This is a genomic window from Photobacterium toruni (assembly GCF_024529955.1).
Classification (GTDB): domain Bacteria; phylum Pseudomonadota; class Gammaproteobacteria; order Enterobacterales; family Vibrionaceae; genus Photobacterium; species Photobacterium toruni.
This window is the reverse complement of the sequence record NZ_AP024855.1, coordinates 277,632-292,124: the sequence shown is the minus strand read 5'-3', so window position 1 is coordinate 292,124 and position 14,493 is coordinate 277,632. Positions and strand designations below refer to the sequence as shown.

Annotated in this window: 14 protein-coding genes; 6 read left to right on the top strand and 8 right to left on the bottom strand. The window is 37.0% G+C overall.

Features of this window, described 5'->3' with window-relative positions; genetic code table 11:
• Positions 1-3 precede the first annotated feature (3 nt).
• Entirely contained in the window at positions 4-342 is a 339-nt protein-coding gene (locus OC457_RS15555; protein WP_235866957.1) for a DUF1840 domain-containing protein, read from the top strand.
• A gap of 27 nt (positions 343-369) precedes the next feature.
• On the opposite strand, the gene OC457_RS15550 is transcribed toward OC457_RS15555, so the two are convergent.
• Entirely contained in the window at positions 370-987 is a 618-nt protein-coding gene (locus OC457_RS15550) for a DJ-1/PfpI family protein (protein WP_080175267.1), read from the bottom strand.
• A gap of 191 nt (positions 988-1,178) precedes the next feature.
• Between OC457_RS15550 and OC457_RS15545 the strand changes: the two genes are divergently transcribed.
• Both OC457_RS15545 and OC457_RS15540 read left to right on the top strand, forming a co-directional pair.
• A complete protein-coding gene (locus OC457_RS15545) occupies positions 1,179-1,382 on the top strand; it encodes a DUF2986 domain-containing protein (protein WP_080175266.1) in 204 nt (67 codons plus the stop codon).
• A 163-nt stretch (positions 1,383-1,545) separates the two neighbouring features.
• Positions 1,546-2,961, top strand: a complete 1,416-nt coding sequence (locus tag OC457_RS15540; protein WP_080175265.1) for a DEAD/DEAH box helicase — start codon at positions 1,546-1,548, stop codon at positions 2,959-2,961.
• Between the two features lie 108 nt (positions 2,962-3,069).
• Here the strand turns inward: OC457_RS15540 and OC457_RS15535 are convergent, their stop codons facing one another.
• Together OC457_RS15535 and OC457_RS15530 are read right to left on the bottom strand one after the other, a co-directional pair.
• Positions 3,070-4,116 (bottom strand): endonuclease/exonuclease/phosphatase family protein, encoded by a 1,047-nt coding sequence (locus OC457_RS15535; protein WP_235866956.1) that lies wholly within the window; start codon positions 4,114-4,116, stop codon positions 3,070-3,072.
• A gap of 131 nt (positions 4,117-4,247) precedes the next feature.
• Positions 4,248-4,859, bottom strand: a complete 612-nt coding sequence (locus tag OC457_RS15530) for a 3'-5' exonuclease (protein ID WP_210436092.1) — start codon at positions 4,857-4,859, stop codon at positions 4,248-4,250.
• Between the two features lie 235 nt (positions 4,860-5,094).
• Here OC457_RS15530 and mrdA point away from each other — a divergent pair, with 235 nt between their 5' ends.
• Positions 5,095-7,071 carry a penicillin-binding protein 2 gene (gene mrdA, locus OC457_RS15525; RefSeq protein WP_080175262.1) on the top strand — a complete coding sequence of 659 codons (1,977 nt, stop codon included), beginning with the start codon at positions 5,095-5,097 and terminating at the stop codon, positions 7,069-7,071.
• A 51-nt stretch (positions 7,072-7,122) separates the two neighbouring features.
• Here the strand turns inward: mrdA and OC457_RS15520 are convergent, their stop codons facing one another.
• The 3 genes from OC457_RS15520 to OC457_RS15510 form a co-directional block, all read right to left on the bottom strand.
• Positions 7,123-8,868, bottom strand: coding sequence for an ATP-binding protein (locus OC457_RS15520; protein ID WP_080175260.1), 1,746 nt, complete (start codon positions 8,866-8,868; stop codon positions 7,123-7,125).
• 1 nt (position 8,869) lies between these two features.
• Positions 8,870-9,409, bottom strand: coding sequence for a heme NO-binding domain-containing protein (locus OC457_RS15515; protein ID WP_080175259.1), 540 nt, complete (start codon positions 9,407-9,409; stop codon positions 8,870-8,872).
• A 188-nt stretch (positions 9,410-9,597) separates the two neighbouring features.
• Positions 9,598-10,140 carry a hypothetical protein gene (locus tag OC457_RS15510; protein WP_235866955.1) on the bottom strand — a complete coding sequence of 181 codons (543 nt, stop codon included), beginning with the start codon at positions 10,138-10,140 and terminating at the stop codon, positions 9,598-9,600.
• Positions 10,141-10,362: 222 nt separating this feature from the next.
• On the opposite strand from OC457_RS15510, the gene OC457_RS15505 reads away from it, so the two are divergent.
• Positions 10,363-10,797, top strand: a complete 435-nt coding sequence (locus tag OC457_RS15505; protein WP_080175257.1) for an Ivy family c-type lysozyme inhibitor — start codon at positions 10,363-10,365, stop codon at positions 10,795-10,797.
• 415 nt (positions 10,798-11,212) lie between these two features.
• On the opposite strand, the gene OC457_RS15500 is transcribed toward OC457_RS15505, so the two are convergent.
• Together OC457_RS15500 and OC457_RS15495 are read right to left on the bottom strand one after the other, a co-directional pair.
• The gene (locus OC457_RS15500) at positions 11,213-11,599 is read right to left on the bottom strand and encodes a hypothetical protein (protein WP_080175256.1); all 387 of its coding nucleotides are present in this window, start codon (positions 11,597-11,599) and stop codon (positions 11,213-11,215) included.
• Between the two features lie 76 nt (positions 11,600-11,675).
• Positions 11,676-12,416 carry a nitroreductase family protein gene (locus tag OC457_RS15495; protein ID WP_162841690.1) on the bottom strand — a complete coding sequence of 247 codons (741 nt, stop codon included), beginning with the start codon at positions 12,414-12,416 and terminating at the stop codon, positions 11,676-11,678.
• A gap of 361 nt (positions 12,417-12,777) precedes the next feature.
• Between OC457_RS15495 and OC457_RS15490 the strand changes: the two genes are divergently transcribed.
• On the top strand, positions 12,778-14,490 hold the full coding sequence (locus tag OC457_RS15490; protein ID WP_080175255.1) for an SgrR family transcriptional regulator: 1,713 nt from the start codon (positions 12,778-12,780) through the stop codon (positions 14,488-14,490).
• Positions 14,491-14,493 lie beyond the last annotated feature (3 nt).

Genomic DNA, 14,493 nt, shown 5'->3' with positions numbered 1-14,493 from the left:
AGAATGATGCTAGTAACATTTAGCAGTAAATCACATAACAATGTCATAATGTTTGGTGATATTGCACAGTCATTAATTAATATGATGGAGTTTACAGCAGAGATACCTGGAGCAATAACAGCAGATGATGTTGAGATCGCTTTAGCTAATCTAGAAAAAAATATAGCCTTGGCAAACAAACAGCACGTTTTAACTCAGAAAACACAGCTAATAGCTAATATGGATGAAGACGAAGATGAAGACGAAGTTGAGCCAGAGATCAGTATTGCTGTTCGTGCAATCCCACTTATTGAGTTATTAAAGACGGCAATTGCAGTTAACAGTTATGTTATGTGGAAGTAGCTTCTATTAATCCGTTGGAAAATTAAATTATTTAACGAGATGGAGTGGAGCAAAAGGGTCATCATTAGGATCGTTTAGCCACAAATATTCAGTGTCAGCAGCAATGCGACGAGCAATAGAATCTCCGTATTGATAACCGATAACCGCTAATGACATATCCAGACTTGCAGAACAGCCTGATGCGGTAAATATATTATTACAGCGTACCCAACGGGCTGAGGTTTGCCATTGAATGTTGTGACCAAATTGGCATACCCAATCAAGATTTTTTTGCGTGGTAGTTGCTTTCCCATTATCGAGTAAGCCTGCGTTGGCAAGTAATGCAGCTCCAGTTGATGTGGAACATATAATACTTTGTTGTGATGCCACTTTTTTTAACCACGCTAAAATATCTTTGTTATGAGCTGCAAATCGAATCCCTGCACCGCCTGGAATAATTAAGATCCCTGTTGATATTGCATCATTAAAGCTTAGTGTTGGTTGCATATTGATGCCTTGTGTGCTGGTAACATGCTGTCCATTCGCTGTAATAATTTGTAGTTGATAATATTCGGGTAATAAGCCAAACATGTGTAGCGGACCTAATGTATCAAGTAATTCAAATTGTTCAAAAAGTAAGACGGTTACTGTTTGTTTATCTGGCATTGTATATACCTTGCAATAAATTAAATGATTTATGACTATTATTAATAGCCAATTAATCATGATCTATTGTGTTGAAGATGATAATTTGGCATTTATAATTGCATTATGAGGATAATGCTTGTTATTCAGCTGCGAATGATTACAATCAGCCCCCTGTTTAAAAATGGCTCAAAATATCAACTGACACGATTATGAATAGAAAGAAAAAAATTAACGAAACGCTAAAAAAGAGAATGAAGAAGGCGAATGCTAAGCTTAATAAAAGCACTAAGCCTCGTTATATTTCTAAAGCAGAACGTGCCAAGCTTGATGATGAAGCCGCACTGATTGCTGAAACTGCAGATGTAACATCAGAGACTATTATTGATAGTGACGTTGAATCAGCAGTTAATTAATAATTAAAAAATAGTAATATTATATTTGAAACAGAAACATGATTTTGGTCGTTTTTCTGTTTTTTCGTATCATGCCTATTATTTATAGGGTGATTGCTTGTTGATCGTTAGATGAACAAGCTACTACGCTACTGTGCGTTTATTTTATACAAAGAGAGATGCTATGAGTTTTGCCTCTTTAGGCCTATCCGCCCCAATTCTTGAAGCTGTTGCTAAGCAAGGCTACGAAAAACCATCCCCAATTCAAGCGCAAGCAATTCCAGCGATACTGGAAGGCAAGGATGTCATGGCGGCGGCACAAACGGGTACAGGCAAAACAGCAGGTTTTACATTGCCGCTACTAGAAAAATTATCTGGTGGTCAACCTGCTCGTTCAAATCATATTCGTGCACTTATCTTAACACCCACTCGTGAGCTTGCGGCTCAAGTTGGTGATAATGTTGCCAAATACAGTAAAAACTTGCCAATTAATTCCGCGGTTGTATTTGGTGGTGTAAAAGCTCATCAACAAATTAATCGTTTACGTCAAGGTGCTGATGTTTTAGTGGCAACACCGGGTCGTTTAATGGATCTACACAGCCAGAATGCGGTTAAATTCCGTGATGTTGAAATTTTAGTATTAGATGAAGCTGACCGTATGTTAGATATGGGCTTTATTCGTGATATTCGTAAAATTTTAGCGTTATTACCAAAACAACGCCAAAACTTACTGTTTTCAGCAACATTCTCTGATGATATTCGTGCGCTAGCTAAAGGTTTAGTAAATAATCCGGTTGAGATTGATGTTAATCCTCGCAACCAAACGGCGCCGACGGTTAAGCAGTGGATTTTCCCTGTTGATCAAAAGAAAAAAGCAAACTTACTGACTAAGTTGTTAAATGAGCGTAAATGGAAACAAGTGCTGGTGTTTACTAAAACTAAACATGGTGCTAACCGATTAGCGACTCACTTAGAAAGCCGTGGTATTTCATCTGCTGCTATTCACGGTAATAAGAGCCAAGGCGCACGTACAAAAGCATTGGCAAACTTTAAATCTGGTGATGTTCGTGTGCTTGTTGCAACTGATATTGCGGCTCGTGGCTTAGACATCGAACAATTGCCACAAGTAGTTAACTTTGAATTACCACATGTTGCTGAAGACTACGTTCACCGTATTGGTCGTACTGGTCGTGCGGGTTGTGTTGGTGAAGCAATTTCATTAGTTTGTGCTGATGAATTTGGTGATTTGAGTGCAATTGAACGTCTAACAAAGCAAATTTTAGATCGTGAAATTGTTGAAGGTTTTGAGCCATCCGTTAATTTACCCGTATCACGCTTGGAGACTCGTCCATTAGCAGCTAAAAAGCCCAAGAAAGCACAATCATTTACAGCAAATGGTGAAAAGCGTCCACGTTCAAATGGTAAGCCTGCAACGCGTCGTAAACCAACGCCACGTAGTGATGATGCTCTTCGTGCAGAGGGAAAACCGGCACGTCGTAAGCCGCGTCCTACAGATGCTAAGCCTAAAGCTACAGATGGCAAGCCTGCTCGTCGTGCTCCTCAGCGTAACCGTAAGCCTGCTGCAACAACTGCAAACTAAAATGGCTTAGTGGTGTAATTAACTGTTTGAGTTAATCAGCTAAATAAAAAACCAGTGTTAATGATCAATGAATCATAACGCTGGTTTTTTTATTTATAATGTGGGTTATTAACATCGCAGTGCCAACGTTACACATGGAATGCCATGATCCGTGCTATAGCCATCTTCATCAAAGCTGCTATTAACAAGGTGTTTATCTTCAGTATGATAATCACTGACTTCAAACAATGAACCTGGGTATTGAGCATTAAATTCTTGGGATAATAAAATATAATCAAGCACTGAGGTTTTAGTGCCAAAATAGTGAGTTGGCGGGCGGGGCATATTGAGCTGCTCAGTGTTTTTGATAAACAAATTCCAACTATCATAAAGCCGGTAATAGCCAATTAAGCGTTCAATATCACTATCAGACATACCAAAAACGTTGCCAGCTATTAGTTGTTCTAAGCATGAGCTAGAGAGTTCATCATTAAAGTCACCCATTAATAACATCGGGCGAGTGCTGGATTGACGTTGTTTAAGTATCTCTAAGAATAATAAATTAGCTTCGGTACCACGTAGCATTGCCGATCCCCAACTGCCTAATCGTTGCCCGACAAAACGTGATAATGCCGTGTCTGATGGAACAATAGTATTGGGAAGTGGATCATCAAACAGTGATCGTTTTGATTTAAAATGCGTGACATAGCAATCAGTTAAGCCAACATGAGGAATATCAATCGTTGCTCTAAGGGGCTTACGGCTAAAATGAAAATCTGCCAATCCTAATAACGCTGCAGCTTGTTGATCGGCTGTAACGGTTGCTATTTCAGTGATAGGGAATTTTGATGCTATTGCAACGACAGGGCTACGGCAGATAAAATCGTCAATTATTGTGGGTGAATCAATCACGGCATAATAAGGATAACCTGCATTTTTCAATAGAGATTGCAGACTGTCACTACTGAATACTTCTTGAAAACCAATAATATCAGGTTGATTTTTATCAAGAAATCGCGTTATCCACGTTTGCTTTTTATGCCATTGCTCAATGGTATAAATATTTTGAAAATCATAATAAGCCATTGGTGGCTCAAGATAATTTAAGAGGTTAAAACTGGCAATTTTAACGGTGGGTAATGGCACTTCATAAGAAGGCTGATTAACGTTAGGCACACTACACTCTCAATAATTATAGCCGAAGTGTATAACTTGGCTTTATGATTACGTTAAATTATTGATATGTAGCATACCAGAGTGAGATATTAATAACAGCGATGCTTTAAGTATAGGAAAATACGTTATTATTAACTGAATACTTTGCTGATATTGGCTTTAGGGGTCTTCGCAAATTTTTGCATTAATGAAAAGGGGACTTCGTTAATGCCATATTGATGTTTAATATCGTTAATCATTGTTAGCCATAGCCGTGCCGTCATTTCTGAATCGGCTAATGCTCGGTGAAAAACACCATCATGATGAATATGCTTATATTCTACTAAAGTACCAAGTTTATGATTCGGCGCGTGTTGGTATAAACGCCGAGCAATAAGCATAGAGCATGCAAATTGTTCTCGGTATTGACGGCCAATGATATCTAATTCAGCCGTAAGAAAACGTTGATCAAAAGAAGCATTATGTGCAACAAGATTTGCATCGCCAATAAAATCTGCAAATTCTGCCATGACATCTTCGCAACAAGGGGCTGTGCGAAGCATATTGTTACTGATGCCCGTGTAATTTTCGATAAAACTACTGACTCGAAATCCAGGATTCATTAATTGTTGAAAGTGTGCCACAACATGACCATCTTCAAGTCTTACGGCACCAATTTCTATTGCGCGATCACCTTGTGCTGGTGAAAGGCCTGTGGTTTCAAAGTCGAGCACGATAACGCTATTTGCAGAACGAGAACTTATCATTTTTAAATCTTTAGCTGTAAGAAGAGCGGTATTGTAGCGTTATCCGTTCGGTTGTAAATTGCAGGCAGTCAATTTTATACCACTTTTAATGGTGAGATTAGCCGCTAATATATGCGTAACTATCATTATTTAAACCTTTGTGGTGAAATTAATACTATAAAAGAATAAATGTCATGTTATTCTTCAACACTACCAAATATTTCCTTTTGATTCTGAGTCTATTAATCGTTCTATGAAAAAACACTGCCATCGTCAGATTCGCGATCACGAGCAAGAAAGCGCCTCGTTTGTTCGTCGAGCTATTCAAGCATTTATTGGTATTCTTATTTTAACCTGTATCTTAATGAGCAATATTTATCATTTGCAAATACAAGATTACAGTGAATATAAAGTTCGAGCAGATAATAATAGCATTCGAAGGATCTCTGTTGCACCTAACCGTGGGCGTATTTATGATCGTAATGGAGTGATCTTAGCGGATAATATTCCGGTCTGTTCATTAGAGATAACGCCAGATCAAGTTAAAAATCTGCCACAGGTGTTAAAGCAACTTCAAAAATTATTAGGTATTTCTGATCAAGATATTGTTGCGTTCAACAAAGCGAAACACCAAACACAAGCATTTAAACCTGTGACTCTAATTGCACAGATGAATAACAAACAGGTCGCTGTATTCTCAGTTAATAAATTTGAATATTCAGGCGTTAATATTGATGCTCATTTGGAACGTTATTATCCTTATGGTGCATCGTTAACTCATTTATTAGGTTATGTCGGAAAAATTAACGATCATGATATTGCGACTTTAAAAAAGAGTGGTAAATATGATAATTATAAAGCAACTCGTACTATTGGTAAGTTAGGTATTGAACATTCTTATGAAGACATGTTACATGGCAAGGCTGGATATGAAATTGTTGAAGTTAATAGTCATGGTCGTGTTGTGCGAACATTATCTTATGTACCACCTGTCGCAGGCAAAGATTTAAAATTAACGATTGATATTAACTTACAGCTTTATGCGCAAAAATTACTGACATTACAACAGCAAGATCCTACGACAGGTTTAATATTAACCAAAGTTCGTCGAGGGGCTATTGTTGCTATGAATCCTAAAAATGGAGCCATTTTAGCGATGGTTTCAAGTCCAAGTTATAACCCTAATTTATTTGTTAATGGTATATCGTCAAAAGATTATACAGCACTGCTAAATGATCCTGCTCGACCGCTCATTAATCGTGTGACATTAGGTTTATACCCTCCAGGCTCAACGGTAAAACCTGAGGTTGCAGCAGCAGGATTAACTACTGGAGTGATTACTGTACATACCGTACGTAATAATCATGGTTGGTGGCGTATTCCAAATAGTAAAAGTCGAAAGTTTAGAGATGATCGAGCTCAAGGTTTTATGAATGTAGATATTTATAAAGCAATTGAAAAGTCAGTGAATACTTATTTTTATCAAGTTGCTTATGATTTAGGCATTGATAGACTATCAATGTGGATGACAAAATTTGGTTATGGCCAACATTCAGGCATTGATATTGATGAGGATTCTACGGGTATAATGCCTACTCGTGCATGGAAAATGGCGCGCTTCCACCGTGATTGGATGCAGGGTGATACAGTACCACTAGGGATTGGTCAGGGGTATTGGACGGCAACACCGATACAAATAGCGAAAGCAACATCAGTGGTGGCAGAAGATGGTATTGAACATCGGCCTCATTTATTAAAAGATATCATTGATGGAAAAGTTCAGCAGCCAGTGACGTTTGCTGATTTTAAACCGTTAACGTCAGTATCTAAAACCGACTGGGCGATCATTAAAAAGGGTATGGAGTTAGTCATTGAAAAGGGTACGGCTAGTAAAATGTTTCAAAATATACCGTTTCAAGTAGCAGGTAAAACCGGTACCAGTCAAGTATACTCACTAAAAGATACTGAGCGACATAATGCAAATGAGGTTGCTGAGCATTTTAAGGATCATGCTTTATTTACAGGCTTTGCACCAGCTAATGATCCTTCTATTTTAGTGACGGTAGTCTTAGAACATGGTGGTTGGGGCTGGCATGCCGCACCATTAGCTCGAGATATTATGGAATATGTCTTATTAAAACCGACATTGGCCCCTCAAGCGAATGAGTTAGTGCAACAACCATCACCATCACTGACAGGGCTAAAGAATTTACCCCAAAAGCAAGCATGATGATGGACGCTAATGAATCGTGATAGCTAAGCCGTGATGTCACTTGTTGAATCACGGCTTATAATGACGTTGGTGCGTGGCATTGAACCATGAATTGAGCATTGTTAGCAGCTCAGATGCCATGTAGGGCTTACATAAAATGTCATCCATGCCTGCATTAATACAAGCTTCACGTTCAGCCGTGGTTGTACCTGCTGTTAATGCAATAATAGGCTTAATGAAATTTTGTTTGCGTAAAATTTTAGTTGCACAATAACCATCCATGATAGGCATTCGACAATCCATGAGAACAATGTCAAAAGATTGATTGGCAATAATATCTAATGCCGCTTGACCATTATCTACAATAGTGACGTCTATTTTATGTTTTTGAAGCATTAATTGAATGATCATCTGGTTTGTTTTTAAATCTTCGACAACCAAAATGTTCAATTTTTGTAATGCTTCATGCGAAATAGGGGGATGATTTGATAATGTCTCATCAAGAGTGCTTATTGTTAATGGTAGTGAAACTGAAAAAGAAGTGCCCTTATTGGTTTCGCTAGATAAAGTAATATTGCCGTTCATTTGTTCACATAATTGTTTACAAATAGCCAATCCCAATCCTGTACCTTCATGACTACGTTTGCTTGATATATCAATCTGACTAAACGGTTTAAATAACTTATGTTGTTGCTGTTTTTCAATACCACAACCACTGTCTTCTACCGTAAATATGAGGCAATTATTTTGCCAACTAAATTTTGCTCGTACGAACCCTTGATGGGTGAATTTTATCGCATTCGCAATAAGGTTAACATAAATTTGTTTAAGACGATCTTCATCAGCATTAATTGAACGTGGAATGTTAGTATCATAATCGATAGTAAAATCTAACCGTTTTTCTAATGCTCGATGAGAAAAAATATCCCTTAGTTTTATGACTAATAGATGGCTATCAAGTGGCTTTTCTATTAGTTCTAACATACCAGCATTTATTTTACTGTAATCAAGTAAGTCATTAATAATAGCGCGAAGTAATTCACCAGAGTGATTTAATGTTGTTAGTAATTTTCGTTGGTTTAAATTTAAATCCGTATCTTGTAAAAGCTCGGCAGTGCCTAATAATCCATTAAGAGGTGTACGTAGTTCATGGTTAATCATTGCCAAAAAGTCGCGGGTTGATTGTTCTGAATCTTCAGCACGTTGACGCGCATGAATAGCTCTACTAAGAGTGATTTGACGACCAATAGCTGAACGAAATAATTCACAAAAAAGTGCTAGATGTTGTTGAATAATGGTTATTCTATTTATTGGTGCTGATATTCTTGCTGCGAAATACCCTACAATATCATTGTTATTAATTAGCACTGTCCAATACAAGTTAGAGGTTGGATCCCAGAGAGAGATTTGATCTTTAAGTTCTGTTGGTGGTTGCCATATTTGTTCTCGGCCACTGCAATAATCACCACTGATCGTAATATTTTCAATTGGCATGATTGAAATATAGCAAGCACTAATATGATGACCATCAATAAGACTTTCAATTAATTGCTGAATATTGTCACAAGAGGGGGCTTGTTTTAAAAATAGTCGTGCATAAGTAAGGAGTAAATTCTCAATTTTTGTCTGATAGGCGAGTTGGGCTGAATCTAATTCTGCCTGTAATCGTAGTCTTTCCAATGATATTTCTAATATATTATTAGTTTCAAAGAGTTCACGGCTTTTTATTTCTAATAATTTCTCAGCCATAATACGAGAAGCATGTTCCCGCTCTAGTTTGCGTTCTAATAACATTATTTGACGTTTGGCATCCATGTTAGTCACCTGCGAGTATTATTGAAAATCTGACATGGCTTTGCGAAGAATTGATAACTTGCATGCTGATCGTTAATGATTGATTAAAATAATCAGCGCATCCTTCTAATAGCCCCATGCAGACATACCCCATACAACGTGCCGAATGATAATCCATTGTCATTGTCGATTGGGTTTGATTGCTAAAAATGAATGTTGGTGGTGTTGCATCAGGATAGAGTTTTTTCACTTCTATATGAATGTGTTGTTCGACTTTTTTAATAAAACTAAATGTATTATCACTTTCAAGATCAGGAATGGGTATGGCTTGTAATAACGAAGGAAAAACCAACCGTCCGTAAGTTTGTTGAAGTTGCGCTGCTGAAATTTTAGTGATATGACTTAAACTCATTATTAGTTTAATAAGCTGACGGTGATCATAGCTACCAATTGCAGTATAAATACCAGAATCTTTTGCATGATCAAGCATTTGTTGGCTGACATCTAAACCAAATTGTGATTCTACAATCGAAATAAATTCAGTAAAAATGATCCCTTTCATATCAGTCCTTATTCTCTAATAGTGTCCATAAATGTAATTGTTATGCAACTAATCACTAAAGTGACGTTGTGTAGTAATTATGGCAGAGTTTATTCAGGCGTCAAAAGGGAGTATCAATAACATTATGCTTTTGAGAGGTAGATGATGAAATATCAAGATGCAATCTTATTACATCTTGATAATTAATATTATTTTTGCAGAATAACGGTTGCGGAAGTTTGCTGAGCAAGATCTAATAAATACTGCTCCATATCCTGCATCAGTTGAGTTTGATTTGGGAGTGGTAATGCATGTATATCGCTGATTAAAGCTATATTTTCGCCATCGTTAAGATCAGTATAAATCATACCTGTTGCTGCAGGTTTACCATTATAAAAACCCACATAAAGTTGTGCATTTGCATCTGCTTCAAACATTATTTGAGTTAAGTATTCAACAATAGCTTGTTGTTGCTCTTCTTGTTGCCAATAGCTTGAATAGACCAATGCATAACGAATGGTCAGTGGGTGACAATCTACAGGATAAAATGTTAACGATGATTCACTTGGAGGAGTAATTGAGTCAATGATCTGTGTAGACAGTTCTGAATGTGCGAGTTGATACAGATGTAAACCTTGTTCACTTAATGGGGTTGGAAATTCAGCATCAGTAATATGGCTAGCCATCCACGCGTTTTTTAAAGTAATCAGTTTTTCTGTAATTAGTGGCATATCATCACTTCTTTTATTCAATTGTCGACACCATAACCTAAATTTCAATAATAAGGTATGCTATTTAATTGTTTTTGATAAAATCATGCGTTATTTTGTGTTGTGACTGAATGAAATATACTCCAATAAGAGCCAATGTATAGTTTAAGGAATAAAACAATAGTCGTTATATGCGCTATCGATATATGATGTTGATTAGTGATGTTTTAATTATAAACCTAACTATTGGGTATAAGAGTCATAATGAAAAAATTGATATTAGTAGCAGCGATTAGTGTCATGTTAGTAGGGTGTAATAACACTCATACATCGTCGAATCAGCTAAGCACTAAAGTTACAACTGCAACTACTGTTCAATCGGTTGCAAGTGTGGAAAAACAACTTCCAGATTGGATTAAAGATAATATGGTAACCTCACCGTTGGAAGCTATTGTGATGGGGGGACATACTTATGATGCGGTTTCTTTTTGTAAGCCACATGATTGCGCAAGTGATTTTATGATCACTTTAACATCTGATAATAATCAAAAGTATTCAATGATCGTACATGTAAAAGATGTGCCTGATGCATTGAACACTCCAAGTATTTACGCGACGTATCAATATATTGGCCAGCCTGATCAACAAGTGAAAGATGTATTCACACAAGCCTTAAGTCAAAATCCTAACTGGCAATAAAAATCACCGCGCTACAAATTAGTGGTTATCAGACATAGAGCGTTCAGTATTGTACTGGGGCTCTGTTTGTTCATTATACGCTGAGATCTCCATTAAATAGTATCAATATGGGAGCCCTGTCTCTCTGTGCTTAAAACTCCGTCATTCCCTACAGTGAATGTCGCGAGGACGATAGGGAATCTACCATTAGCCCGTTGTAGAATAACTATTTAATTGGGTGTTAACAGCTTCTTTGATAATTTAGCTTTCAAAATATGGTAATCATTTTCTTTGAATTGTAGACTGATATCATTAATACGCCATTATAAGGAGTATTAAAGGTAGTTTATGACTGTTTGCCGAGTATTTCGCGTTTTATAACGTCAATTCTGACGTCGATTTACTCTGCTACATAGTCACATTTTCAAGCCTACAATCACTCAATAGTTTCAAAGTAGAACTTGTAATCACGAACGCCGTCTATATGAATGCCTTTCTCTCTTAATTCAAGGTATTGTTGAATCTTAATAGTTCTAAAATCCATTGCCTTTAGTGCCAGAATTATTCGCAATTCATCCATTGGGCGCGATTTAGCGTCAGAACTACAATTACTACAGACAACATGCGTCTTTTGTTTAAAGCCAACCTGATTCAGCCAGTTAAGATCTTTGGTTTCTTTACGTATTCCACAAAAGTAACAGTGATTCTGTTGTTTCAATACAACCTGTTCCCTTAAAGCTTTAGGACTTGATGCTTTAGCTGGTGGAGGAGTATTTGTTTTTTTATTCTGACTGAATATAGAAAACTGAACGATATTAGACATTTGGGTTACTCTTATCTATCAAAGAATACAGTATATAACTGAATATTATTGTTTTGTTATTTTACGAGTCAAACTATCAAGCATGAGTAATAATTATTTCTTCATTATCCACTCGTTGACGTTCACCATAAATACCTTCATCTGTACGTTTGCCACAGCTAATAATCATGGTGATTTCATCATTTTTTTTAAGACCGAGTAGGACTTTAGTGCGCTTAGAGTCAAATCCTTCCATTGGACAGGTGTCATAGCCTTCTGCGCGCATTGCCATCATAAATGTCATTGCTGCTAATGAACTACTTTTATGCAGACAGACCCGTAAATCCGTTTTACTTACTTCACGCATCATCGGTTTATTTCTGCCTAAAAATGCGCAGATTAATTGGCGACCTAAGCCTAAAAGACCCAATTGATCATTGCGATACACAAATGGGATCAGTTTCTCATAATATTTAAAGGCGCGTTTAGAAGCTTTATCATCACGACCTTTAAACATTTGACGAATGTGGGCGGCATTAATGCGTGTTCGCTGTTGCCATTTATCTGGTGTAATCACAAATACAACTAATTCATTCGCAGTTTTAGCTGCATTTTGCCCCATACAAAGTTTCGTTAACTGCTGACGTTTATCACTATTAATCACTCGATGAAACTGCCACAACTGCATATTGGAACTGTTTGGCGACAATGCTGCTAACTCTAATGCGCGTGTAACTACTTGATGATCAAAATCGGCCGTTAAATCATATTTTCGAACTGAACGGCGACTGTGAATTAAAGAGGAAAAATCGTAAGGCTGAGAAATAGATTCAGGCATAATGATAGTCGATTCTGATTGATAGAGGGTTATATTTTTATATATATCCCATTCAATAAGCAAATTCTATAGTAATGTTTGTGTAAAACAGCATCGCTTGGTGTGAAAAAGAGGAAAGACTGGTTGATATAGTAAAATGCTTATATCAACCAGTGTTATTAATGATCACTCAGGAGCCGCAATGGTTTGGGGGAACGCATTGCAGGCAATGTTCATTAACCTTGTCAGTACATTAAACGCCACAGAGTTAAGATGCATAATTTTACTCTGTGTTAATACGTTTTTGTTTTGACATGTTCTATTTTAAGTTAAAGTAGAGAAGTTAAAAGAGCATAAATTAATAAATAAGGTTCCCCTTTTTATGAGTGGTCAACGGCTTAAATTGCAATTTCAACGTCTGTATAATCATTTCAGTGGTGATAGCACTGAGACTAACCTTCAAGATATCTCTGAAGTCCTATTTTGTACGCGTCGTAACGTGCGAATGGTGATCAATAAGATGGTTGATAAAGGGTGGGTTGATTGGCAACCAGCGGTTGGCAGAGGTAAACAGTCACGACTTATTTTTAACAATACAGACAGTGAGTTACAGCTTCATCATGTTCGTAAATTAGTGGCAGATGGTAAGCTAGAACCCGCTTTGGCAGCCTTAGATAATAATGCTGAAAAATTGGTACAATTAATTCAAGAACAGCTTGGTATTTCTCACCATCAAGGCAAGCAAATTGTTCGTTTACCTTATTATCGTAGCTTTGAAAATATTACGCCATTAAAGCCGTTACGCCGTTCTGAACAACACTTGGTTAGACAAATATTCAGTGGTTTAACACAGCTAAAAGAGGAAAAAGGGGAAGAAGAAGCGGTTATTGGTGACATTGCTCATTCTTGGGAAGCAATTACGCCCCGTCATTGGCGCTTTTATTTACGACCAGCAATTCGATTTCATGATGGTCGATTGTTAGATAGTAATGATATTTTTGCTACTTTTGCAGAAGTGAAGCAACTGGCTTTATTTGCACATATCGATAAAGTACTTTCACCATTTATTAATATTATTGATTTCCATTTATCTCAAGATGACTATCGTTTCCCTGATTTATTAGCCAATACTTGTGCGATGATTCAACCCGCTAATCATGCCACATTGTCTGATTATGAAACGTTTCCAATAGGGACCGGACCTTATAAAGTAACTGTTAATGATAAGCAACGGTTTAAATTGGAAGCGTTTGAACATTATTTTGGTTTTAGAGCACTGAGTGATGTCGTTGAAGTGTGGATATTAAATAATTTTGCAGCATGTTATTTACAACCGACATTAGGGGATAAGTTAGAGCAACATGTTCATATTTCCTCACGCTTATCCATGGATCAAGGCTGTACATTCTTATTATTGAACCGTATTTCTGGTTTGGCGCAAGAGCCACAATGGCTGCATTATTTTCAGTCTCGATTATATAGCCTAAATGTGATGCGCGAGATGGATTTAACACAGGTAGGGGATTTTAATTTATTTAACGCTTATGGATTATTACCCGGTTGGATCCATACTCAACAGTTACCTCAATCTGTTGTAATACCGCATAAAAAAGTAGTTACGCTTGCTTATCAGTATGAGCATCCGATCTATCCATATGTTGCTTCTTTAATTGAAAAGATTCTTATGAAAGATGGAATTCAGTTAAATATAATGGAATTAAGTTATGAAGATATTGTTCTTGGGCAACAGGCTGAAAATATAGATATTTGGTTAAATGGCATGAGTTTAGGCAGTAATCGTTGTGACGCTATTCTTGCGTGGCTACATAATTTTGATCATATTGAACGAGTAATGCCTAGTTGTGAATTTAAACAATTACAGCTAGCAATCAGTGAATGGCGCTCAGTAGCCAATGCGAAATTTCCAAGTGATATTATTGGTGAAACATTGTCGCAAACGGGACAAATTATCCCTTTATTCCATAATTGGTTGGGTGTAGATAATAACGTACAACTACAAGGTATGGAGTCTAATTTATTGGGATGGTTTGATTTTAAGGCTGTGTGGAGTAAACCACTGATATCATCGTGTTAATCG